This is a genomic window from Variovorax sp. CAN15 (assembly GCF_030462475.1).
Lineage (GTDB): Bacteria > Pseudomonadota > Gammaproteobacteria > Burkholderiales > Burkholderiaceae_C > Variovorax.
In genome coordinates this window covers 252702-277256 of record NZ_JASMRZ010000002.1, presented here as the reverse complement: position 1 = coordinate 277256, position 24555 = coordinate 252702, and the positions used below count along the sequence as shown (strand labels likewise).

Annotated in this window: 16 protein-coding genes, 1 tRNA gene and 1 pseudogene; 10 read left to right on the top strand and 8 right to left on the bottom strand. The window is 65.5% G+C overall.

The features are described 5' to 3' along the window. Window positions 1-23: 23 nt before the first annotated feature. From QMO14_RS02975 to QMO14_RS02955, 5 genes are all read left to right on the top strand, one after another. On the top strand, window positions 24-1139 hold the full coding sequence (locus QMO14_RS02975; RefSeq protein ID WP_301504275.1) for an acyl-CoA dehydrogenase family protein: 1116 nt from the start codon (window positions 24-26) through the stop codon (window positions 1137-1139). Between the two features lie 15 nt (window positions 1140-1154). Next, on the top strand, window positions 1155-2015 hold the full coding sequence (locus QMO14_RS02970) for a phosphate/phosphite/phosphonate ABC transporter substrate-binding protein (RefSeq protein WP_301504273.1): 861 nt from the start codon (window positions 1155-1157) through the stop codon (window positions 2013-2015). Then, the gene (locus tag QMO14_RS02965) at window positions 1981-3177 is read left to right on the top strand and encodes a ferritin-like domain-containing protein (RefSeq protein ID WP_301504270.1); all 1197 of its coding nucleotides are present in this window, start codon (window positions 1981-1983) and stop codon (window positions 3175-3177) included. The genes QMO14_RS02970 and QMO14_RS02965 overlap by 35 nt, the downstream gene beginning before the upstream one ends. 13 nt (window positions 3178-3190) lie before the next feature. Next, a complete protein-coding gene (gene selB / locus QMO14_RS02960; protein WP_301504269.1) occupies window positions 3191-5098 on the top strand; it encodes a selenocysteine-specific translation elongation factor in 1908 nt (635 codons plus the stop codon). Between the two features lie 17 nt (window positions 5099-5115). Then, window positions 5116-5208: transfer RNA gene (locus QMO14_RS02955), tRNA-Sec, on the top strand. A 147-nt stretch (window positions 5209-5355) separates the two neighbouring features. Here QMO14_RS02955 and selD read toward each other — a convergent pair. Continuing rightward, window positions 5356-6423, bottom strand: a complete 1068-nt coding sequence (selD, locus tag QMO14_RS02950) for a selenide, water dikinase SelD (RefSeq protein ID WP_301504267.1) — start codon at window positions 6421-6423, stop codon at window positions 5356-5358. Window positions 6424-6497: 74 nt separating this feature from the next. Between selD and QMO14_RS02945 the strand changes: the two genes are divergently transcribed. The 5 genes from QMO14_RS02945 to mnmH all read left to right on the top strand — a co-directional run bounded on the left by QMO14_RS02945 (window position 6498) and on the right by mnmH (window position 11064). Next, entirely contained in the window at window positions 6498-7355 is an 858-nt protein-coding gene (locus QMO14_RS02945; RefSeq protein ID WP_301504265.1) for a putative selenate ABC transporter substrate-binding protein, read from the top strand. A 142-nt stretch (window positions 7356-7497) separates the two neighbouring features. Further along, window positions 7498-8313: a phosphonate ABC transporter ATP-binding protein gene (locus QMO14_RS02940; RefSeq protein ID WP_301504264.1), complete on the top strand. Its 816-nt coding sequence runs from the start codon at window positions 7498-7500 to the stop codon at window positions 8311-8313. Further along, the gene (locus QMO14_RS02935) at window positions 8310-9137 is read left to right on the top strand and encodes an ABC transporter permease (protein WP_301504262.1); all 828 of its coding nucleotides are present in this window, start codon (window positions 8310-8312) and stop codon (window positions 9135-9137) included. Before QMO14_RS02940 ends, QMO14_RS02935 begins: the two co-directional genes overlap by 4 nt. Continuing rightward, on the top strand, window positions 9134-9940 hold the full coding sequence (gene phnE / locus QMO14_RS02930; RefSeq protein WP_301504260.1) for a phosphonate ABC transporter, permease protein PhnE: 807 nt from the start codon (window positions 9134-9136) through the stop codon (window positions 9938-9940). The genes QMO14_RS02935 and phnE overlap by 4 nt, the downstream gene beginning before the upstream one ends. A gap of 44 nt (window positions 9941-9984) precedes the next feature. Then, window positions 9985-11064, top strand: a complete 1080-nt coding sequence (gene mnmH / locus QMO14_RS02925; protein ID WP_301504259.1) for a tRNA 2-selenouridine(34) synthase MnmH — start codon at window positions 9985-9987, stop codon at window positions 11062-11064. A 158-nt stretch (window positions 11065-11222) separates the two neighbouring features. Here mnmH and QMO14_RS33350 read toward each other — a convergent pair. From QMO14_RS33350 to QMO14_RS02890, 7 genes and pseudogenes are all read right to left on the bottom strand, one after another. Beyond that, window positions 11223-11378 (bottom strand): annotated as a pseudogene (locus QMO14_RS33350) (hemagglutinin repeat-containing protein); the annotation flags it as partial. 468 nt (window positions 11379-11846) lie between these two features. Continuing rightward, window positions 11847-12263, bottom strand: coding sequence for a hypothetical protein (locus QMO14_RS02915; RefSeq protein ID WP_301504255.1), 417 nt, complete (start codon window positions 12261-12263; stop codon window positions 11847-11849). A gap of 21 nt (window positions 12264-12284) precedes the next feature. Continuing rightward, window positions 12285-12701 (bottom strand): hypothetical protein, encoded by a 417-nt coding sequence (locus QMO14_RS02910; protein WP_301504254.1) that lies wholly within the window; start codon window positions 12699-12701, stop codon window positions 12285-12287. A 49-nt stretch (window positions 12702-12750) separates the two neighbouring features. After that, on the bottom strand, window positions 12751-13338 hold the full coding sequence (locus QMO14_RS02905; protein WP_301504253.1) for a hypothetical protein: 588 nt from the start codon (window positions 13336-13338) through the stop codon (window positions 12751-12753). A 190-nt stretch (window positions 13339-13528) separates the two neighbouring features. Further along, window positions 13529-13930 carry a hypothetical protein gene (locus tag QMO14_RS02900; RefSeq protein WP_301504251.1) on the bottom strand — a complete coding sequence of 134 codons (402 nt, stop codon included), beginning with the start codon at window positions 13928-13930 and terminating at the stop codon, window positions 13529-13531. Next, window positions 13930-22599: a hemagglutinin repeat-containing protein gene (locus QMO14_RS02895; RefSeq protein ID WP_301504249.1), complete on the bottom strand. Its 8670-nt coding sequence runs from the start codon at window positions 22597-22599 to the stop codon at window positions 13930-13932. Before QMO14_RS02895 ends, QMO14_RS02900 begins: the two co-directional genes overlap by 1 nt. Window positions 22600-22710: 111 nt before the next feature. Then, window positions 22711-24528 carry a ShlB/FhaC/HecB family hemolysin secretion/activation protein gene (locus QMO14_RS02890; protein ID WP_301504247.1) on the bottom strand — a complete coding sequence of 606 codons (1818 nt, stop codon included), beginning with the start codon at window positions 24526-24528 and terminating at the stop codon, window positions 22711-22713. Window positions 24529-24555: the final 27 nt, after the last annotated feature.

The following is a 24555-nucleotide window of genomic DNA, read 5'->3' as shown; positions in this document are numbered from 1 at the left end:
CAACCGCCTCTCTGGAGAAAGCGATGAACCCCCTCGAAGTGCTCGCCGGTATCGAAACGCAAACGCTGAAGCCCCTGGCCCAGCGCACCGACGCCGAGGGACGCTTTCCACGAGAGACGATCTCGGCGCTGGGCGAAGCCGGCCTGCTCGGGCTGGTATCGGCCGCGTCGGTCGGCGGCCAGGGCCTGGGCCTGAAGGAGGCCGCGCAGGTGGTCTCGCGCATCGCGCAGACCTGCCCCTCCACCGCGATGATCGTGTGCATGCACTACTGCGCCACGGCAGTGCTCGAACAGTTCGGCCCCGAAGACACGCGCCGCGCGATCGCCAAGGGCACGCACCTGAGCACGCTGGCCTTTTCCGAGGCCGATTCGCGCAGCCACTTCTGGGCGCCCACCGGCACCGCGCGCGCGGACGGCGGCAACGTGGTGCTCGATGCGCGCAAGAGCTGGGTCACGTCCGCCTTCGAGGCCGACAGCTACGTGTGGTCGAGCAAGCCGCTCGCGGCCGAAGGCGCCAGCACGCTGTGGCTGGTCGACGCCAAGTCCGACGGCCTGGGCCAGCCCGGCCGCTTCGACGGGCTGGGCCTGCGCGGCAATGCATCCACGCCGATCACCGCTAGCAACGTGCGCATTCCCGCAAGCGCGCGGCTCGGCGAGGACGGCAAGGGCTTCGACACCATGATGGGCGTGGTGCTGCCATGGTTCTCGGTGCTCAGCGCCGCCTGCTCGACCGGGCTGATGGAAGGCGCGCTGCAAGCTGCCATCGGCCACGTGAGCCAGACGCGGCACGTGCACCTCGATTCGTCGCTGGCCGATCTGCCCACCATCCGCGCCTATCTGGCGAAGGCGCGCATCAAGACCGACATGGCGCAGGCGCTGCTTGACGACACCGTCGCCGCCATCGGCGCGGGCCGGGCCGACACCATGCTGCGCGTGCTCGAAGTGAAGGCGGCCGCCGCCGAGTCCGCGCTCGAAGTCACCGACATCGCGATGCGCGTGTGCGGCGGCGCAGCCTTCCGCAAGGAGGCGGGCATCGAGCGGCTGTTCCGCGATGCGCGCGCATCGAGCGTGATGGCGCCCACATCCGACGTGCTCTACGACTTCATCGGCAAGGCCATCACCGGCCTGCCGCTGTTCTGAGGAAGGATCGACTCCATGCCCGAACCGACGCTGATCATGGGCGCCGTGGCCTACGCGCCCAAGGTCGTCACCATCTGGGAAGGCTTCAAGGCCTTCTTCGCCAAGAACGGCCTGGCCTTCGACTACGTGCTGTATTCGAACTACGAAAGCCAGGTCGAGGCCCAGTTCGACGGCACGCTGCACCTCGCGTGGAACTCGCCGCTGGCCTGGGTGCGCGCCGAGCGCATCGCGCGCAGCCGGGGCCTGAAGGTGCAGGCCGTGGCGATGCGCGACACCGACTGCGACCTGCGCTCGGCCATCGTCGTGCGCGCCGACAGCCCTGTGCAGTCGCTGGCCGACCTGCGCGGCAAGACCATCGGTTTCGGCGCGCTCGATTCGCCGCAGGCCACGCTGATCCCGCTCGACCACCTGCGCGGCGGGGGGCTGGTGAAGCAGCGCGACTTCGAGGCTCGCTGCTTCGACGTGCTCGGCGGCAAGCACGGCGACCACATCGGCGGCGAGCGCGACGCGGCGCTGGCACTGATGGCGGGCGAAATCGACGCCTGCTGCCTGATCGACGGCAACCACCTGGCCTTCGGCCTCGACGGCACGCTGCCGCCGGGCGGCACGCGCGTGGTGGCGCGCACCGGCGCCTACGACCACTGCAATTTCACCACCAGCCCCGGCGCGCCGGCCGCGTTTGTCGATCGCTTCGTCTCGCTGCTGATGGCGATGCGCTGGGACGACCCGCAGGTGCGCCCGCTGCTCGAACTCGAAGGCCTGCGCGAATGGCGCCCCGGCCGCACCAGCGGCTATGCGCTGCTCGAACGCGCGGTGGACGACGAAGGCTTCTACGACGGCGATGGCCGCATCACCAACACCGACTATCGATATTGAGTCGCTGGGCCTCGACCAGGGCGCCCTGCTGCTCATCCGCCGCGCGCTGGCCGAACGGCCGGCGGGCGGCGAGCTGCGCGTGCGCGGCCGCTCGCCGGACTGGCGCATGCACCTGGAGGCGTGGTGCCGCAGCCAGGGGCATGCGCTGCGCTTCGATGCGGCACAGGAAGAAGCGCTGGTCACGCGCGGCCCTCATGCCGAAGGCCGCTGGCTCGGCGCGCAATCGACCGGCGACACCGGCGACGTGCCCGCCGAGGATGCCGCTTCCGGCTGGGGCCTCGCCGCGCGCGGCGCCACGGTGGAAGCCGGCAGTCCGCCCTTCTTCTTCGCGCTGCATCGCCGCGACGAGCTCTGGGCCGCGACGGCCGGCGAGCTCTACCGGCAGGCGGCCGCGGCCCAGTGGGACCCGGCCACCGCCATCGACTGGGACGCCCCCTTCGAACTGCCGGGCGTCGTGGAAGCCGCCGTGGTGCAGGTGATGACCTACCTCATCGAGAACGAGAACGCCGCGCTGCTGGTGCCGGCGCGCCACCTCGGGCAGATCCATCCGCACTTCCGCGAAGTGCTGCAGCTGCTGGCGCTGCAGTGCGCGGACGAGGCGCGGCATGTCGAAGTCTTCACGCGCCGCGCCACGCTGCGCGGCCACCAGCCCGCGCTGTCGACGGCCGGCGGGCAGGCCTCGCTGCGCACGCTGTTCGACGCGCCCGATTTCTCCGTCGCCACCTTCCTGCTGGCCGTGCTCGGCGAAGGCAGCTTCGTGAACCTGCTCAACTTCCTGCATGCGCACGCGCCCGATCCGGTGACCCGGCAGATCGCGCGGCTCGCCGCGCGCGACGAGGCGCGCCACGTCGCCTTCGGCATGGCGCACCTGGAATACCGGCTCTCGGTGCAGCCCGACTACCAGGTGCGGCTGCGCAACGCCATCGAGCTGCGCTACGACACGCTGGCCGGCACGGCGGGCCTCAACGAGGAGGTGTTCGATTCGCTCGTGCTGCTGGCGGCGGGCGAGCTATCGCCCGCTGCCGTCGCGCGCGGCCATGCGGCCGTGCGGCAGCTGCAGCGCGACATGGCGGCCGGGCGCCGGGCGCGGCTCTCGCGGCTGGGCTTCGGGCACGACGAGGCGCAACGGCTCGCCGAGCTGCACACCCGCAACTTCATGTGACGACCTACCCACGATGATCATCGGCACCGCAGGCCACATCGACCACGGCAAGACCTCGCTGGTGCGCGCCCTCACCGGCGTGGACACCGACCGGCTGCCCGAGGAAAAGCGGCGCGGCATTTCCATCGAGCTCGGCTATGCGTACCTGCACGCGCCCGGCGGCGTGTCGCTGGGCGTCGTCGACGTGCCGGGCCACGAGCGCCTGCTTCACACCATGCTGGCCGGCGCCACCGGCATCGACCACGCGCTGCTGGTCGTGGCCGCCGACGACGGCGTGATGCCGCAGACGCGCGAGCACTTCGCGGTGGTGGCGCTGCTCGGCGTGCGCGATGCGACGGTGGCCATCACCAAGATCGACCGCATCGACGCCGGCGCGCGCGAAGCGCGGCTCGCGCAGGTGCGGGCCGACATTGCCGCCCTGCTCGCGCCCACGCCGCTGGCCGGTGCGCCGATGCTGGCGGTGTCCGCCACGACGGGCGAAGGCATCGACGCGCTGCGCGAGCGGCTGCTCGACGTGGCGCGGCAGGAAAGCGCGCGCGAGGACGGCCTGGCCTTCCGGCTCGCGGTGGACCGCTCGTTCACCCTGTCGGGCGTGGGCACTGTCGTCACCGGCACGGTCTTCAGCGGCACGGTACGCATCGGCGACGAGCTGCGCATCGCGCCAGGCAGCCGCACGGTGCGCGTGCGTGGCATCCATGCGCAGAACCAGCAGGCCGAGTCAGCGCATGCGGGGCAGCGCTGTGCGCTCGCGCTGGCCGGCGTCGGCAAGGACGAGGTGCATCGCGGCGAGTGGGTCTGCGCGCCGTCGGTTGCGCTCGCCTCGGCGCGCATCGACGTGCTGCTCACGCTGTGGCCCGACGAGGCGAAGCCGCTGCGCTCGGGCGCGACGGTGCATGCGCACCTGGGTGCGAGCGACGTGATGGCATCGATCGCGCTGCTCGACCGCGACGCGCTCGCGCCCGGCGAGACCGCGCTGGCCCAGCTTGTGCTGCGCGAGCCGGTCGGTGCTTGGCATGGCGACCGCGGCGTGCTGCGCGATGCCTCGGCCACGCGCACCGTAGCGGGCGTGCGCGTGCTCGATCCGTTCGCGCCGGTGCGCTATCGCCGCACGCCCGAGCGGCTGCGCACACTGGCAGCCTGGGCCATCGACGAGCGCGGCGCGCGCGTGGCCGCGCTGCTGCGCAACGCGCCGCTGGGCGTCGACACCGCGCAGGCCGCGCGTGCGCTCTCGCTGGCGGATGAAGAAGCCCTGCCGCTGCCGGCCGATGCGGTGCGCATTGGGCACACGGCCATCGCTCGGTCGCACCTGGACGCGCTCGAAGAGCAGATCGCCGGGCGCCTCGCGGACTTCCATCGCACCGCGCCGGACGAGGTCGGCCCCGACGCGCGCCGCCTCAAGCGCCTTGCCGGGCCGCGCACGGACGACGCGCTCTGGCGCCATGCGCTCGACGAACTGGTCGCGCGCGGCACGCTGGTGCGCAGCGGCACCTGGCTGCATCTGCCTGACCATGCGGCGCGCCTCGACGAGGCCGAGCAGAAGCTCGCGCAGAAGCTTCTGCCCAGGCTGGCCGACGGCGGCTTCGATCCGCCATGGGTGCGTGACCTGGCGAAGGACTGCGCGGCAAGCGAGGCGATGGTGCGGCAGACGCTCGCGAGCCTCGCGCGCCGAGGCGAGGCCTTTCAGGTGGTGAAGGACCTGTACTATCCGCAGGCGACCGTGGAGCGCCTCGCGGCGATCGCGCGCGATTGCCTCGACGGGCCCACGGGCCTGGAGGCCGCGAGCTTCCGCGATGCGACCGGGCTGGGGCGCAAGCGTGCGATCCAGCTGCTGGAATTCTTCGATCGTGTGGGCTACACGCGGCGCGTGAAGGACACGCACCTGCTGCGGCCCGACACGGCGTTGTTCGGGGCGAGGCCGTGAACGACGAAATGAGTCATGGAGGGAGATCGTCCCTGGTGGGGCGGCCGGGCTTCAAACCCGGTTGGTGGCGCCAGCCGTCGCCGGGAAGGTTCGACTCCTTCCTCCCTCCGCCGTCGAGCGGGCATTCGCCTGCTGCGCGATCCGATCTTGCACCTGCGATGCTCGACGTACCCATGTACGTCTGTGCTTCTCGGCGCAAGCTCGGACCGCTCGCGACGGCGACTGCCCACTCGACGAGTCGGCGTAGAACTGCTTCTTCAGGGCACCACGTGCAGCGAGGGCTGGCCGGCTTCCACACGGCCGATGACGGCCGCGCGCGCAAAGCCTTCGTCGCGGAAGACCTTCAGCACCGCATCGACCGCATCGGGCGCGCAACTCACGAGCAGGCCACCCGAGGTCTGCGGGTCGCTCAGCAGGTTCTGCGTGGTGGCGTGCAGTCCGGGCGCGAGGCTCACTTCGGCACCGTAGCCCGCCCAGTTGCGCCCGGAGGCGCCGGTGACGAAGCCTTCGGCGGCCATGGCGAGCACGTTTTCCAGCAGTGGCACCTTCGACCACTCGACGATGGCCGTGAGCTTCGCGCCGCGCGCCAGTTCGAGCGTGTGGCCGGCCAGGCCGAAGCCGGTCACGTCGGTCAGCGCGTGCACGCCGTCCAGCGCCGACAGCGCGATGCCGGGCGTGTTGAGCTTCGTCGTGTTCTCGATCAGTTGCCGGTAGCCGGTCTCGGAGAGCTGTTCCTTCTTGAGCGCCGCCGAAAGCACGCCCACGCCCAGCGGCTTGCCCAGCACGAGCACGTCGCCGGCCTTGGCGTCGGCGTTGCGGCGCACGCGATCGGGGTGCACGAGGCCCATGGCGACGAGACCGTAGATGGGTTCGACCGAATCGATGGTGTGGCCGCCCGCAATCGGGATGCCGGCCGCGCGGCAGACGTCCTGCCCGCCGCGCACGATCTCGGCGATGACTTCCACCGGCAGCTGGTTGATCGGCATGGCCACGAGCGCCAGCGCCATGATCGGGCGCCCGCCCATGGCGTACACGTCGCTGATCGCGTTGGTCGCGGCGATGCGGCCGAACTCGTAGGGGTCGTCCACGATGGGCATGAAGAAGTCGGTGGTCGCGATCAGCGCCTGCTGGTCGTTGAGCCGGTAGACGGCCGCGTCGTCGGCGGTCTCGATGCCCACCATGAGCTCCGGCGGGATCAGCCCGCCGGCCTGGTTCTTCAGGATCTGCGACAGCACGCCGGGCGCGATCTTGCAGCCGCAGCCGCCACCATGCGAAAAACTCGTGAGGCGCAAAGGCGCGAGCGGGTTCATGAGAGTCGGGTTCATGGCGCGATTATCGAATCGGGCCCGCTTTCTACAATCCCGTCCTTTCCAAAACCGCAAGCCCCAGAGGCGCATCCATGAAAAAGACACTCACCCGACTGGCCCTTGCCCTGACCGTTTCCGTCGCGAGCTTCGGCGCCTTCGCCCAGGGCGTGCTGCGCGTCTCGGCCATTCCCGACGAGGCGCCCACCGAGCTGCAGCGCAAGTTCACGCCGCTGGGCGACTACCTGAAGAAGGAAACCGGCATGGACGTGCAGTTCACGCCCGTGACCGACTACGCCGCCGTGGTCGAAGGCCTGGCCACCAACAAGATCGACCTGGCCTGGCTCGGCGGCTTCACCTTCGTGCAGGCGCGCATCCGCACCAACGGCGGCGCGGTGCCGATCGTGCAGCGCGCGGAGGACGAGGTGTTCACCAGCAAGTTCATCGTGCCGGTGGACAGCACCGCGAAGACGCTGGCCGACCTGAAGGGCAAGACCTTTGCCTTCGGCGCGCCCTCCTCCACCTCGGGCAGCCTGATGCCGCGCTACTTCCTGCTGCAGGCAGGCATCAACCCCGAGAAAGACTTCAAGACGGTCGCCTTCTCGGGCGCGCACGACGCCACGGTGGCCTTCGTGGCCGCATCGCGCGCCGAGGCCGGCGTGCTCAACGCCTCGGTGTGGGACAAGCTGGTCGAGGCCAAGAACCCGAACGCCGCCAAGGTGCGTGTGCTGGCCACCACACCCACCTACTACGACTACAACTGGACGGTACGCCCCGGCCTCGACCCTGCGCTCACCAAGAAGCTGACCGACGCCTTCCTGAAGCTCGACCCAGCCAACCCGGCGCACAAGGAAATCATGGCGCTGCAGCGCGCGAGCAAGTTCATTCCGACCAAGTCGTCGAACTACGACGGGATCGAGACGGCGGGCAAGTCGGCCGGTCTGATCAAGTGATTCGTCGGGCGGCGGGGACACCCTCACCCCGACCCTCTCCCGCAAGCGGGAGAGGGGGCAACGCAGGGAGCGGCTGCTGGCTCCTTCTCCCGCTTGCGGGAGAGGGCTGGGGTGAGGGGATGGCCTCGGGAAGCCCCCTGGCATGAGCTTCTCCCTCACTGCCGTCGGTATGGTCCACCCCAACGGCCAGCGCGCGCTGGCCGGCGTGACGCTGGCCGCGCGCGACGGCGAGCGCATCGCCGTCATCGGGCCCTCGGGGGCGGGAAAGACCACGCTGCTGCGCGTGCTCGGCGCGGCGTTGCGGCCCACCGAGGGCGAGGCGCAGGTGCTGGGCGCGAAGCCCTGGCAACTGCCGGCCGCGGCGCTGAAGAAGCTGCGCGCCCGCATCGGCACGGTGCACCAGTCGCCTCCCATCGCGCCGAGGCTGCGCGCGGTCACTGCCGTGCTCGCGGGGCGGCTCGGCGAGTGGTCGACGCTGCGTGCGCTGGGCTCGCTGTTTCATCCCTCGGACATCGCCGGCGCGCACGAGGCGCTCGCGCGGCTGGGCATGGAGGAGCGGCTCTTCGAACGCTGCGACCGGCTCTCCGGCGGCCAGCTGCAGCGCGTGGGCATCGCGCGCGTGCTGTACCAGCGCCCGGCGCTGCTGCTGGCGGACGAGCCGGTGTCCGCGCTCGACCCGACCCTGGCAGATGCCGCCATCGGCCAGCTCGTCGCGCAGAGCGAAGCCACGAACGCCACACTGATGGCTTCGCTGCACGCGGTGGACCTCGCGCTGCGCTGGTTTCCGCGCGTCGTCGGCATGCGCGGTGGAATGGTGATGTTCGACCTGCCGGCCGCGCAAGTCACGCCCGAAATGCTCGACGCGCTCTACGCGAGCGAAGGCGGCGTCGCGACGCAGCGGCCGCTGCCGGCCGGCGCGGCGGTCGAGGCGGCCTTCCACCGGCCGGACTGCCCTTGAGCGCGGCCGTAGCTTTGCGCGATCCGCGCGCCACGCGCCGGCTGGCCGCCTGCGTCGCGGCGCTCGTCATCGCATGGCCGATGCTGGCGCTGTCCGAATTCAAGCCGTGGGCGCTCTTCGGCAGCGGCAATCTGGCGGTCATCGGCGGCTTCCTGGCGGGCTTCTTTCCGCCGGACGGCTCGCCGGCCTTTCTCGCGCTGCTCTTCAAGGCCACGCTGGAGACGCTGGCCATGGCCACGGCCGGCACCGCGCTCGCGCTGCTGATCGGCGCGCCGCTGGGCTTCGTGACGACGCGCGCGCTTTCCATCTCGCGCATCGGGCCGGGACCGGGCCGGGTCCAGGCGGGCATCGTGCGGCAGGCGGCGCGCTGGCTGCTGATGGTGCTGCGCGCCATTCCGGAGATCGTCTGGGCACTGCTGTTCGTGCGTGCGCTCGGGCTCGGCCCGGCCTCCGGCGTGCTGGCGCTGGCCATCACCTACGGCGGCATGCTGGGCAAGGTCTATGCGGAGATCCTCGAATCGGCCGACACGCGCCCGGCCCGCGCCCTGCTCGAAGGCGGCAGCGGGCGGCTGGCTGCGCTTTGCTACGGCCTGCTGCCGAACACGGCGCAGGAGCTGGCCTCGTACACCGTCTACCGCTGGGAATGCGCGGTGCGCGCGTCGGTGGTGATGGGCTTCGTGGGCGCGGGCGGCCTGGGGCAGTTGATGGACCAGTCGATGAAGATGCTCAACGGCGGCGAAGCCAGCAGCATCCTGCTGGTGTTCCTGGTGCTGGTGCTGCTGGCCGACCTGCTGAGCAGCGCGCTGCGGAGGCTGCTGGCATGACGACGAACCGTGCGCTGCCTCCACGCCCGCCGCCGTGCTGGCGCTGCCGCATCGCCCTGCTGCTGATCGGCGCGGCGGTGGTCGCGAGCTTCGTCTACCTGGGCATCGACTATCGCGCGCTCGGTTCGATGGAATCGCTGCGGCTCATGGGCAAGTTCATCGCGGAGTTCTTCCCGCCCGATCTCTCGCCCGAGTTTCTCGCCAAGGCGGGTACCGGCGCGTTGCAGACGCTGGCGGTGTCGGCCCTGGGCACCGTGCTGGCGGCGCTCGCAGGTGCGGTGCTGGCGCTGCCGGCCTCCGGCCGAGCGGGATGGCTGCCGCGCCATGTCGCGCGCTTTGCGCTCAACTTCCTGCGCAGCGTGCCCGAGCTGGTGTGGGCCGCGCTGATGGTGCTGGCCGCCGGCATCGGCCCTTTCGCGGGCGCGCTTGCACTGTCGCTGCACACCACGGGCGTGCTGGGCCGCCTTTTCGCCGAGGCGCTGGAGAACGCGCCGCGCGAGCCCGAGCAGGCCCTGACGCTGTCGGGCGCCAATGCCGTCACCGCCTTCAGCTATGCCAGCCTGCCGCTGGTGCTGCCGCAATGGGTGGCCTACACGCTCTACCGCTGGGAAATGAACATCCGCATGGCGGCCGTGCTGGGCTTCGTGGGCGGCGGCGGGCTGGGGCAGCTGCTGTACTTCCACCTGTCGATCTTCCAGCAGCAGCAGGCGATGACGGTGCTGATCGCGATGTTCATGCTCGTCACGCTGGTGGACTTTGCGAGCGCTCGCTTGCGCAAGGGCCTGGGGCCAGCCTACGCCTGATTGCCCCTGTCGCCGACAATCGGGGACATGAGGTCCCTTCCGCCATGAGTCATCGCCAGCCCGTGCGGGTGGGCGACCGCCACGCCTTCGACACGCTGATCGACGCCCGCTCGCCGGCCGAGTTCGCGCTCGACCATATTCCCGGCGCCATCAACTGCCCCGTGCTGAACGACGAGGAACGCCACATCGTCGGCACCGTCTACGTGCAGACAGGCGCATTCGAGGCACGCCGCATCGGCGGCGCGATGGTGGCGGCCAACATCGCGCGCCATCTGCGCGAGACGCTGGCCGACCGGCCCGAGAACTGGAAGCCGCTGGTCTACTGCTGGCGCGGCGGCATGCGCAGCGGCTCGATGGTCACCTGGCTGCGCCTCGTCGGCTGGGACGCCCAGCAGCTCGCCGGCGGCTACAAGAGCTTCCGCCGGCACGTGATCTCGCAGATCGACACGCTGACCCCGAAGCTGGACCTGCGCGTGATCTGCGGCGCCACCGGCAGCGCCAAGACCCGCGTGCTGCACGCACTGGCCGCGCGCGGCGCGCAGGTGCTCGACCTGGAAGACTTCGCCCGCCACAAGGGCTCGCTGCTCGGTTCGCTGCCGGGCGTGGCGCAGCCTTCGCAAAAACACTTCGAGACGCGCATCGCGGCCGTGCTCGAAACCGTGGATCTCTCGCGCCCGCTGTACGTGGAGGGCGAGAGCATCCGTATCGGGCGGTTGTCGCTGCCCCTGCCGCTGGTGGCGCGGATGCGTGCCGCGCGATGCATCGAAGTGTCGGCTACGCCCGAGGCGCGGCTGGCTTACCTGCTGCGCGATTACGCCTACTTGGGCGATGACCGGGACGTGCTGGCAGACAAGCTCGGTGCGCTGAAGGAATTGCAGGGCAAGGAAACCGTCTCGCGCTGGCAGCAGTGGGCGCATGAGGCGGATCTGCCGCATCTGTTTGCGGAGTTGATGGCGCTGCATTACGACCCGCATTACCAGAAGTCGCAGGAGCTGCATTTCAAGGCGTGGGCGGAGCGCCGAAGTGTGGTGGCGGCTGATCTGTCGGATAAGGGGATCGGAGTTGTGGCTGAGGCGGTGTTGGGATTGGCCCAAACGAGCGATAGTGCTGATGTTGAAGGGTAAGCGGTCGGTGCAGAAGAAGTAGTTCGGTTCGTCTGTTGCCACCCACTAGCCTTGGCGCTGCAGGCGTCCACGACCGCGCGCAGGGAGTAGCTCATGCTTCGCTGATTGGTGCTTGAGGTGCGGGTGTCTTGCAGGCCTTCGATCTTCGGGTCGCCGCCCGCTTTGGCGGCCAAGCGGTCGGCTGCGATCACGCCGCCCCTGATCGTCATGTCGTCACCGCTCATGAGGCGCACTTTCTTGCCGGCGCTCACGTGGCTGTTGGTGTAGCTGGTGTCGGTGCCGTCGGACTTGCCTTTGCTGCCGGTCGCGCCGATGTTGAACAGCGGGCCGCCTCGCTAGGCTCACCTATCAGCTGCAAGTTCGAAAGCAAGTCAGTCAGCGCTGTCATTCAAGTCAATCTTTCGGCTTACGTCTTCTCCGGCGGGCGATTGCAAGAAAACCTTCCACTCCCTCAAAGCTCTCTCCATCGCATTCAGCGCAACCAACTTTAAAAAGCGCTCATCGTATAAAGAATATACCTTTACCTCGCAAATTGAAAATCTCGCCCCCCCAAGCTTCTCGATCAATGTCGATAGATTTTATTTCATACTTCCTTACGAGCGATATATTGTCCAGACACTCACTTATCCAGAAAACAGAATCCGAACAAGAAGCCCCACTATCATCCATCAAATAATTAGAAATAATCTCATCCGACTCATCTATAGGATCAGCGCACTTGCAGGCTGGCCTGAGAATTCCATCGTTGTACGCATCCGAGATGCACCAATGAAATTCTAATTTCATTTTTTCATTACCATTTTGGATAAACAGTCATCTTCGTGTGAGCAGACCTTCAACCCGAATGCGACTGGGAGCGACCCCCTTCCATATGCCAAGCCTTCCAGGAACGTAGAGCTTGAAGCATCGATGCCATTCTTTGCCTTGATCGAGGTATGACTGCCAGCACCTTGATCGGCGATGATCCCACCGCTCAGGTTCACATCGCGACCTGCGCTGGCGAACAGTGTGCTGCCCGGATTGCTCACATAGACTCCGGCCACACAGTCAATGCTGGCCTTTCCGATGAGCGCTCCACCTTGTGTGCTGATGGTTATCTCGTTGTTGGTATCACGACCTGGAGTGACCCCCTGCAGTAGTACCAACAGGCAAATCAGAACCGATACGCTAGTCGGGCCGTCAACCAGAAGAAAATACATTTCATCGATTTATTTACAGCATCAACTCACTTGATAATTAATTTGCCTCGCAATATTATCATTGGCCGCACCTGATATCAAATACACTTTAATTGCCATTCGCACATAATGGCAAAAATCCTCTGCGCTCATAAACATGTCTGGATAACCGAGTTCAAGTGCACCGGGCTCAACATGCACATGAAAATCGGCATTTTTTGGCCATTTTGCATAATACGAAATTTCAGAAGATATTTTATCTTTGCGTTCAATTAGCCATCCCGGCCACCCTTCAACTCCGCCGATTTCATGGCCATCGGTTAGCAAACATGAAAGCTCTGGCAATCGATCGCCTATGAAAATTGAGTTTAGCGCTAACTTTATAGCGGCATCTTGATCAGATTTCAGATTTAGCTCTCCAAAAGCAAGCCTTAGAAAATCCATATCAGCATCTCTCATTTAATCGGATGGACATTACCAACAAAAGCATTTCCATTTTTATCAAAATTTATATACGAACGAAAAATGCCAGTTTGAAGTCCTGGACCACCCCATTCCCAGGGTAACCAGCACCACTGGCGGCGCCTTGCACCTCATCCCTGGCGTTGTGAACAAGCCTGCTGGCGATGTCGATAGCGCCATCGGTCCAACCATAGTTGGAAAACACCCCCGTATTGAGCAGCAACTTCTGCTCTTCCTTATAGTCGGCCCCTCGGTTTTGCGAAGATACCTGTGCGGCATATCCGGCGCTGTTCGGGTCCGCCCCGGCCGCACACTTCAGAAGCGCGCACATCGCATCGGCCAGCTTTTTCTGATCGGACTCGCCCTTGTCTTTCTGCAGGCGAGCGAGCGCATCTCGCTGTGCGGCATTTGACTGGCGATTGTTGCCGTCGGCATTCAGTGCTGTCGCCGCATCAGCGGTTCCACCAACCGCCGCGCCCAACCCAGTTGCTAAGCCCGCACCAACCGCTCCCTTCACTTCGCTGGGGTGACGGGATGTTGCCGAGACCCGGGCAGCGGCGTGTCGGTAGGCGCAAAAATAGAACAGGCGGCAGTTTGTGCAGATCGCTCGGGGGGCTCTGCCCTTGGCCGCCATTGGGTAGGTGCCGACTTGCTGCGAGTGTTTTCACGTTCCCGATCACTGCCGCATGATCTCGGTCGCGATGCCCCCGGGGTCATTAAAGCCCTCAACGTAGATGTCGAAAAACACCTTCGCCCCACTTTGGTGGGTAACTGTGCGCTCGCGTAATTGACGCAGAACTTGGCACTCCTTAACGATTCGAAAATTACTCAAAGCCAAAGACAATAACCGGCAAATCATTCGATTTTCTGAAGGGGTGCATCGACATCTTGCGCGCGAAATATCCAAATACTTTCTCCAACATAGAATACGCGCCTCTTGCCTCCGAGAACCCCAAACTCCAATGGCCATCCACCAACTGCCAAGACACCATCAGATCAACTCCATCCGAATTCCAAAAACTCACCAACTGAATTTTCTTTTCAATCAATTCATCTCTAGACCACCCCTCCAATTCGACCTCATCCCCTTCATAAGACCATGCCAGGATTTTCCCAAAAGATGGAGCAACTGGACTCAAGCCAAGCAAGGATGAAATTTCTTTTACATCATTTAGTACGTTTTCAAAAGGCTGAGGCAAAACAACCCGAAGTGTGCCGATCGTCATCAAGGCTCCTTAAAAATAAAGACATTCTCTACACCCAGTCTCTTTGCCAAAAACTCATAAACTGAACGCGGCGTCGAGTCTGTGATGTAATATTGAACTATAACTCCCCGTTTGGCAGCCTCTTCCTTCAGTTTTGCAATTTCTCCTCCGAGATTTGACAACTTATTTGATTTCGCAGGCCCACCCACTCCAATCAGTTCGCCATTTGGCCCAATGACGTCGACATCCGTATGGCCGCGCCCTGTGATTATTTTTTCGTTTGAAATTTTTCCTCCCGAAATTTCAGCGACTTTAAGCTCTCGCTCCTTTCCGAGCAGGTTGGCCAAAGCGCCGCTGCTTTGATTTGACGTATTAGCATTACTAGGAAGCGAGCCACTCTCTTCATTCGAAGATGACAAAGTTGCATTTCCAGGCGCATACCCCAGCCTCCCCCCAGACACAACCGGCGCCAAACCTGGAACACAAAATGGCGGAGCAGCACACAAGACCGTAGGCATCGCCCCAACAACAACCGCACTGCCGCCCGCCGTAGGCGGCTTGCCTCCGGTATCCACATCAGGCGGAATATCGGGCGGATTTGCCGACGCTACTGCGTTCTTGAAGTCTTGGGCGACAGCATTCCCCAAGTACCCGGCGCCGCTGGCTGCCCCCTGTACCCCATCCTTGGCGTTGTGCAAGAGCGTGCTCGCAATGTCGATGGCCCCATCGGACCATCCGTAGTCAGAGAACACCCCCGTCTTGAGAAGCAACTGCTGCTCAGCCTTGTAGTCCGCGCCACGGTTTTGCGAAGAAACCAGTGCGGCGTATCCGGCGCTGTTCGGATCCGCTCCGGCCGCGCACTTCAAGATCGCGCACATGGCATCGGCCAGCTTTTTCCGATCGACCTCGCCCTTGCTTTGCTGAAGGCGAATCAGGGCATCTCGCTGTGCTGCGCTGGACTGGCGATTGTTGACATCAGCATTCAGTGCCGTCGCGGCCCCGGCCGCTCCGCCGACCGCCCCCAACGCGGCCGCCAAGCCTGCACCTACCGCACCCTTGACGCCCTCAGGCAAGTTGCGAGTCAGATCTTCGATGGTTGGCGCGGCATCCGAAGCCACTGCCGCACCCGCCGCGCCTTGCGCATTGCCGGTGAGCCCACCGACGACGACATGCGCGAGCACGCGTGAAGCCCCGCCCTCCTTCCAGTTGTCGTAGTTCTGCTGCTCCGCCGCGAGAACGGTGTTGGCATCCGCCAGATCGGTTTTGGCTTGCGCCCTGCGGTCGTCGCCAGCGGTCGGGTCGTTCAGCACCTGTTGTGCTACCGAAGCCTGCAATTGCGCACGCTCGTATTTCAGGGTCTGCCGGTCCGCATACTCCCCGACAGCCTTCACCGCCTTCGGCGCAGCGGTTTGCGTGATCTGCACTTGCGCCTGCACATCCCCGACAAGCTTCTCGGCATCCCATTTCTTCACCAACGCATTCGTGCCGTCCACCCCAGTACGCACGCTCTGGTCGCCCGCGATACCGCTGATACCGGCCCGGGTCACGCTCACTTGCTGGCCCGACGCGCTGCCCACACCAGCGCTGCCGCCCGAACCCACCTTGAACGCCGACCCCGGAATGGGCTTCTTGTCCTCACCTTTGGGCTGTTGTCCCGAGACGCTCACTCCCAGGCTCGCACCGCTGGCCTTGTAGGTGTCGATGTTCTGGATGTCGCTGGTGATCAGCCCGGCCGACTTGAAGGTGTTCTTCGCGCTGTCCACCGCTGCCTGCGTGCTCTCTATCACCGCGCCCTTCAGCTCAGTGCGCCCCTTCACGTCGACATCGAAGCCGCCGTCTCCGGCCTTGATGCCCGACTGCTCCCTCACGCTCGCGTAGTTGCCGCCGGCTTTGGCGCTGCTGGCGCTCACGCCGACGCTCCACACGCCCACTCCCACGCTCAACGACCCACCCACGCTTTGCTGCCTGCTGCTCGAGGTGCTGGTGTCCTGCAGGCTTTCGATCTTCAGGTCGCCGCCGACCTTGGCGCTCACGCGATCGGCTTCGATCACGCCGCCCCTGATCGTCGTGTCGCCGCCGCTGGCAAGGCTGACCCTGTTGCCGGCGCTCACATGGCTGTTGGTGTAGCTGGTGTCACTGCCGTCGGATTTGCCCTTGCTGCCGTTCGCGCCGACGTTGAACAGCAGACCGCTGGTGCCGAAGCTCACGCCCACGCTGCCGCCGCTGCCCTGGTTGGTGCCGTGACGCTCGCTGGTGCTTTGCGCCGCAAGAATGTCGATGCGGTTGTCGGCGACAAGGGTCGCGCTGTCGCGCGCGACGATGTCGCTGCCCTGCACCAGGATGTTGCTTTCCTTGCCGCCTCCGAGCGCGAGCATGGTGACGTTCTTGCCTTCGACGCGACTGCCGGCCGCGGTGTCGCTGGTCTCGGTCCGATTGCTCTTGTTCTGACTGCCGCCGAGGCTAATCGACAGGTTGACGCCCATTGATTGCGCCGGATTGGTGACGTTGGCGTTCGCCATGGCATCGGCCACGCCTTTGGCCTCGGCCGCGATGGAAGCGGCACCCAGCGCCTGCATGCGCCCGCTGCCGGTGTTCTTCATGGCCTTTGCCGTGCTGCCAATGCTCTGCACGGCGCTGACGACCGGCGCAGTCAGTGCGATGGTCATGCCGCCGCTTTTCTGCTTTTGCTCCGTTTCGCTGCGGCTGGTTTCGCGCGCCTCGCGGATCGCGATCTTCTTCGCGGCGATGGTCACGTCGCCATCGGACGCGACCACGTCGCTGCCGATCTGTGTGTACTGATTGCCGGCGATGAGCGTCGTGTTGCCGCCGATGCTGCCCACGGTGCTGCGCGCCGCGGTGGTGCGGCCGCTTCGGGTGTCGGTGCTCTGGCTGCGGCTGCCGATAGTGAAGCCGAAGCCGCCGGAACCCATGAGTCCGGATTGGGCCGTGCCTTGGTAGCTGCTGTCCGAGTGTGTGTTCCGATCGGCCTCAATGGAGAGATTGCGCTTTGCGACGATGGCCGTGTTCTTGTCGGCGATGACCTCGCTGCCCGACACTGTGACGTCCTGCCCCGACACCACGATGTTGCGACCGCCCAGCGTGCTGCCGATGGCCATGTCTTCGCGCTGGCTGTCGCGCTGTGTGGTGGTCTTGCTGGACAGGAAGCCCCTCTTCCTGGTTTCGCTCGCGGAATCGACGGCGGCGGTGGCGCGCCCGGTCTCGATGCGCACGTCGCCTTCTCTGGACTTGACCGCCAGATCGCCCTCGGCGTCGATAGCCGATCCACGAATGTGGATGTCTCTTCCGGCGTCCAGGGACACATCGCCGCCGCCGACAATCTGGCTGCCGACCTCTCGGCTACTGGACTGGCTGTGGAAGTTGCGCGGGCTGGTGGCTCGCTCCTGGTGTTCCTCTTCCTTGACCGTCGAGATGCTGATGTCTCGCCTGGCCTTCAGCAGCGTCTTGCTGTCCGTGCCGGTGTTGGCGACGATGGCGCCCGCGAGGCGGACGTCCCGCCCGGCAGAAGCCGCAAGGGTGCCTCCCGGATTGCCCACATAGACCCCGGCCACGCGGTCGATGTTGGTCCTGCTGGCAAGTGCCCCGCCCTGCGTCCTGGTGGTTGTCTCGATGTTGATGTCGCGACCGGCCGTCAGGGTTGCAGAGTCGCCAGCGGTGATGCTTCCTCCGATGTTGTTGAGATCGGTCCTGGCATGGATGGCAAGGTCGGCGCCCGCAATGCGTCCGCCGAGGTTGCTGACGTTGTCCTTGTCGATCCTGACCAGCGTGCGCCCGGCGATGGTGCCTGTGTTCACGAGGTCGCCATCGCCCTCGATGAAGGTCGCATCGGCGCTCAGCAGCGCGCCCGACCCGTCGACGTCGCCATGCCGCACGCGCACGTACAACTGCGGCGCCAGCACGTTCCGGAAGCTTCCGTCGGGCAGCGTCACCGTCTGCTCGACCAGCCAGACGATGTCGCTGGTCAGCTGGGCCATCTGGGCCTGCGACAGGCCGATGCCCGGGCGCAAGCCGTACTGCCTGGCAAAGGTGGCCCCGTTGTTCATGAGCGCCGTGTACTGCTCTTCATCGCTGTAGTGGCCACCCAGGTAGCGATAGCCCGTGAGCTGTGCCACCTGCTCGCGGACGAGCTTCTGCTCGTAGAAGCCGTCACCCAGGCGCTTGAGCATGTTGTTGGGGTCCAGGCCGAGGCCACTGAGCAAGTAGTCGCTGCTGAGCCAGCTGCGGTAGTTGGCAAAGCGTGGGTCGGTCTCGACAAGATAGCCTTGCGGGCCACCATTCAGGCTGAAAAGGCTGGCCCGAGGAATATCAGTCCGAGGGGTGCTGGTGCGCACGACCATCGGAACGGTTTTACTGACACCGGCGCCGGGGCTACTGCGGCTGTCGGCTTTTACGACGGCACCGACGTTGGCCGGCACTTCGACGATGGTGACATTGCGGTTGCCGCCGTTCGCGCCGCTGGCGGCCTTGCCTGCGTCGTAACCCTGGGTGGCGTTGAGGCCGCCGGTTTTCTCGTAAGCCCCGACGTCCTTGCTCACTCTCGATACGGGTTCGATGATGTCGGGTTCCCGTTTGGTTGCGCGCCAATGCACGATGGAGGCCGTCTGCGTCGTGACCTGGCCTTGCAATGCCTCGTTCCTGATGCCGGGTGCCGTCAGCACGCCGCCGGCTGTGATCTTGCTGTCACGGTTCAGCCCGCCACCATTGAGGGTCATGTCCCTGCCGGCGACGATGGTCGCAGGATCGGCATCGATGGCCGTGTCGGTGGTCGTGAGGACGGTTTTGTCCCACAGGCCCCAGACATGGCCGTTGGCGGGCCTCCAGGTGCCATCGGGGTTGCGTATCGCCAGGTTGGGCTTGCCCGGTGTGTAGGCAACATCTTCCGGCTTGAAGTGGCCGATGCCTTCCACGCCGATGGTTCGGGAGAACTGCCTGGTCGTCGTCTGCGGCCCGAGCTTGATGTGCGTGTCGAGGTTGGCGATCTGTCCCATCGAGATGGTCATGCCGCCCAACGACTCGATGCGCGCGCTCAGGTTGTTCAGGACACCGCCGCTCGTTGTGGCTTCGCGGTTCCCGTCGAGCTTGCCGCCGATGCTCATGGCCTTGGTGCCCACGCCGCCGCTGAAGATCAGCGCGTGCTCGCGGTTGCTGACAGTGCCGGCACCGATGTTCAGCGTCTCGCGCGCCGCGATGGTTCCGGCGCTGGTCACGCCGCCGACGGTTTCGGCGTAGTTGTCGAGCGTGCCGGCCGCGACGGACACTGCGTTGCCGTAGATGCGGCCCGTGCCGACGTTGTTGAGCGCGCCGGAGTCTATTTGCGTCGATCCCTGGCTGTCGATCAAGCCCCGATTGGTCAACGCTGTGGCGGCGTTGACGATGCTGTCGCCTCCCGACATCTCGGCGCCGGCGTTGTTGTCGACGCTGCCTCCGCCCACCGTGAGCGTTCCTCCTGCCCGCAGCTTCGTGTTGTTCGTGAGCTTTCCGGCGGTGACGTAGCTCAGGTTGCCACCCACGACGATGCTTGCGTTGTTCGTGACGTCCTGCACAAGTGCGATGCCCAGGTCGTTGGCGGAAATGATCTGGCCATCGCCGCTGAAAGACTTTGCGCTCAGGAACACGCCGCCTGTGCCACTGCGCATCTTGCCGTCCGCACCGAGAGCGGCGGGCTGGCCGCCCATGAGTACACCGTCGGTGTTCGTGAAGACCTGGGTATCGGCCGTCAAAGCGCCCTTCGATCCGATGGAGCCGGCCACGTTTTTGACGTCGCCCGTCTTCAGGGTGAGCCTGCCGCCGCTCGCGATGCCGCCGGTCGGGTCTGCAGGTTGGGTCCGATAGCCTGCCGCATTGGTGTTGGTCAGTACTTGGCCGTTTGTGTCGATGTGAAGTGAATCGCCCGACTGGATCAAGCCTGTATCGTTGTTCAGGGCTCCCGATCGGAGCACGACAGCCCCCATTGCGGCCATGGTGCCCTTGGCGCTGTTGTCCAGTTCACCTCCGCGGGTGTCGACCGATAGCGAAGTTCCGAAGACCTTGCCGCCGCGATTGCTCAATGAACCGGCATCGATGGTGATTTGCCTGGCGTCGGTTCGGCCGTTGTCTTGTGTGAAGCCGTTGCTTACGTCGACAACCAGTGCGCCGTTGCCGGCGATCTGGCCGCCAACCCCGCTGTAGCTGCCGCCCGCCATGCGCAAGGTGCCCGCTCCCGCATGCTCGATCTTCCCACCCGCGTTTCTGAGCATGGCGGCACTCAGGCTCAGGTCATGGCTGTTGCCGGCAATGCGCCCACCATCGTTGTTCAAGGTGCCGGACACGGCCAAGGCGGCCGCATCTGCCCCGGTCTGCACAATCTCGCCACCACGGGTATTTGTGATGTTCGAGATCTTCAGGTCCACCCGGCCGGCATTGAGCACGCCGGTGTCGTTGACCAAAGTCTGCCCGGCCCGGGCGTTGGCGGTGATGTCGATGGTGCCGGGCGTCACGACTTTGGCCTTGTCGCTGGTGCTCACGTTGCCCTGCTTCGCCGTGACGGAAATGTTCGCCGCGCTGGTCTGGCTCTTCGACAGGTCGACACTTGCGCCTTGCAACATTGCATTGCCGGCGGCGACGTTGATTCCATTCGCAGCCAACATGTCCGACGCCGTGACGCTCAGATTGCCCGCACTGCCCGGCTTGCCGTCGTTCTGTACGCCGGCACCGAGCGCACTGGCGCTCCCCGATGCCAAACTGCCGACGGTGATCGTGGTATCGCGGCCCGCGGTGATGCGACCGTCGTTGACGAACGCGCCAGCAACAGTGAGGGTGATGTCGTTGCTCGCTCGGATCGTTCCACTGGTGCCGAGCGCGCCCGCTTTCACGGAGAGGTTCGTCCCGGCACCAATCGCGCCGCCTGTACTGGCCAGTTGATTGGTGACAGCGAGTTGCGCGCCAGCGTTGACCGACTGGATGCTGCCCTTGGTGTTGTCCAGTGCGCTGGCACCGAGCGTCAGGCCCTCATTCGCGACCAGCGTGCCGGCGCCGTTACTCACGGCCTTCATTACGTCGGCCGTCAAGCGACCAACGGCTGAGATGGTGCCGCGCGTATTGTCGGCGTTCCCTCCGATCGCAAGACTCGCATCGCTGCCGCTGGTGAGCGTGCCGCCCACATTGGCCAGATCGTCGCTCGTGGTGATTTGCAGGCTACCCGCATTGAGCTTGCCGCCTGCGTTGTCAAACCGGCCGACGTTCGCACCGAAGCTCTGGCTCACGTTGAGCGTGCCACCCGCGTTGCTGAAGCTGGAACCGGTCACGGCCATGGTGGCCACGTTGAGCGTGCCGCCAGCGTTGTTGATCTGCGGTGTCTTGAGCGTGACGGGACCGCCCGCGTAGATGCGGCCACCGTCGTTCAGGATCGCGCCGACGGCGTTGATGGTGCCAGGGGCCGCAGGAACATGAGCCGGGGTCGGCGATGCGCCACGGTCGGCGGCCTCTGCGCCCTGAATGGATGGATCCGGCGTCGCGGGGGCGGCAGACGTGCCGCTGCCGATTGCCGCACCGCCCACGCCAGTTGCCGGCGTAAGTGGCTCCGCACCGATCACACCGCCGTTCGTGTTGCCCAACACCGGCGAATCGACCGTGAGGCCGGCCATGCCGGTCTGCCGGATGGTGCCGGCGCGATTGTCGATATCAGCGCCGCTGTTGAGTTGGACCCGCGGCCCTTCGAGCGTCCCTGTGTTCTCCAGCCGCCCTTGCACCGTCACGACAAGACCGCCTGTACCCGTGCCCACGTTGCCTGCATTGCGCACGCCAAGCCCGGTCTCCGTGCCGATGAGAGTGATTTTCCGGGCGTACATGCCTCCCAGCGCGGCGACATCGAGTGCAAAGGCCGGTGCTGGCCTAGTACCTGCAGCGGGCGTGACGCTGCCATGATCAGTACTGACGTGGTTGGCACCCGTGACCACCTTGAGCTCGTTCGCCCAGATGCCCGCATTGACCTGCACGGCCCTCGAAAGGATCGCCGCATAGTCCGTCTTGCTCGCATCGAGCCCCGTGCCTTCGATGCCGACGCTGCCATTGCGCACGAGGAAGCCCTCGAGCCCGCCCGCCGCATTGAGCTGCGGCACGCCGGTGGTCAACGTCGCGCGCGATGCGTTGATGAATCCGCCGCCATTCACGGAGATGCCTGCCGGGTTGGCAATGATCACTTCCGCGCGCGGCCCGCCCACCTCGACGTAACCACGCAATTGCGTGGGATTTCCGCTATTGACCTCATTGAGAATGACACGGGCCGCTCCCCTGGCCAGCCATGGGTTTCCCTGCACGAAGCCACCGAGCTGCGTCTGCGCGTTCACACGGCTGTTGTTCAGAATGGCGCCATTGCCCATCACGTCGAACTGGCTGTAGACGTTGCGGCTCACGCCTGCCGCCGACGGCGCCTGAATGTTGACGAGCGGCACACCGTTGGGCGCCACCAGCACAGTCGGTCGCAGATTGCCCGGAACGTTGGGTGCGCCGACGATCTGCGCGTGGGCGACTCCACCAACCAGCACTCCGAGGAGCACAACTGTGGCCGCGCTCCCTCTCACGACTCTGGGCGTGCCTCTGGAGGCGCCCTGGCCGACGCTGACCGCCGTTTCCTGAACCACCATGCGCATGCCGCGCGCGGGGTTGAAGATGATTCGGTGAAGATGCTTGTTCATTTTTTCTCTCCCTGATAGCTCGGAAACTCAAACTCGAATCAAGCCGGCGACCGATTGCAAAGTTCGCATCGCCGACGATTTCCTTGATCGCTCTCCAGCGTTGCTTCCGCCTCAAAAACTGAAGTTGAGGTTGAACCCGGTCGTGATCCCGGCTGTGCGGTATCCCTCTGGCTTGCTGATCGGAGCACCGAGGAAGACGTCGTAGTTCAACCCTCTCCAAGCCCCGCGAACGCCGATCACGCCGCCCGCCAGGTGATTGCCCGGCAGCCACTCGACCGACTTGCCGCCCACCTGGCCGTAGTCGATGCCTGCATAGAGCTCGGCTCCGCTCTGCCCCACTGCCCAGCCGATGTCGTTGCGCAGCAGCCAGCCTCGCTCGGCGAGCAGGCTGGTATCGCCGTCGAAGCCGCGCACGGTGTAGCGCCCGCCGATGCCGAAGCGGTCCTGCGGCGTGAGCTGGGTGCGATTCCACTGCGCGCGCCACTGGCCTGCGTAGCGCAACCGCTGCTCGCCAAGCTTGAAAGGCACGTTGAGGCTCACATCGGCCGTCGCCAGGCGGAAGCGGCTGGTTCCCTCGTCGAAGGCCTCCTCCGGCGCTCGCCTGGCGCCGAAGGCCCCTGTGCCCTGACGGAACGCGAACGTGCCATCCAGCGTGGCATCGCCGAGGAACGCCCTGTGGCTAAGGCTGGCCTCCCAGCCGCCGACCACGCGATGCTGGTTCTCGATCTGGGTGTCGTCGATGAAGCTGCGCGACTCGCGGCGCAAGGCACGGATCGAAACCGTGGTCCTGCGGCGCTGATCGCGATGGATGAGACGCGAGAGCCTGATTTCTGCGTTGTTGGCCTTGCCGGCGTAGATGTAGTCCTGGTTCAGGCCCGCCACGGCTTGCCGGTACCGGCTGTTCGAACCGGTGAATCCCAGAAGCCAGTAGCCCCAGGGCAGCGAGTAATGGACGGTCTGGCCCTCGGTGCCGCGACGCGGGTTTCCCAGCACGTACCCGTCGATGCTGTGGTTGGCATTGACATAGAAAAGATCGTTGACGCCAAAGAGGTTGTCGGCCGAGACGGTAGCGCCGGCCTGGTATCTGCCGGTGGACTCCGTGCCACTGTCGTCGACGCTGAGCACCCCGCGGAACATCCGTGGCTGCACGTACTTGATGACAAGGTCGCTGTCACCCGGTCGGGCATTGGGCTCGGCGGATGGCTCGATCTGGATGTCTGCCTCGGCGGTCGGTACGCGTTTCAGGTTCTCGAGGCCTTGTTCGATGTCTCTCAGGTCGAGCAGGTCACCGGAGCGCGCGGGGATGGCACCCGGAAGCAGGAGCCGATTTCCCTCCAGACGAGTACCCGACTCGGCTGCGCCTCGAATCGACGCGATGCGCCCCGGAATCAAGGTGAATGTCAGGGTGCCGGCGGCAAGATCCTGCGGCGCAGCCAGCACGCGTGTGGTGACGTATCCCCTTGCGATGACGGCCCTCTGGAGTCGGGCCATGACGATGTTGATTCCCCGCGTACCCAGGCATCTGCCGATGGGGCTGTCGCCTTCTTCCGCTCCCGCGGCGGCATCCAGCGCCCACTGGAAGTCAGCGGCTCTCTCTCCTGCAAGCGCAAGGCGATCGATACGGAAACAAGGTGACTCCGCCTCGGGCAAGCGGCCCGGATCTGCTCCCTGAGGCCCCTGCAGGCGGCTGTCGACCGCTCCTTCCTGTTGCTCGCGCAAGGCGCGCTCGCGTTCGCGCTGGCGCAGTTGCTCTACGAAAGGATCGGGAGAGGAAGGATTGGCTTGAGCGGACGCGTCGGCCGAAGCTGCAAGCAGCAGGCACGCTACAGGGATGATGCGCAGCGTTTGCGACGCGCACGAACGAGGGCGAAAGAGCATGAGAACCCGGATGAATGCGGCGAGGAATACGCCGCGGGCGCGGATTTTCATGCTGCGTTTGGCCGCACATATGTGGCC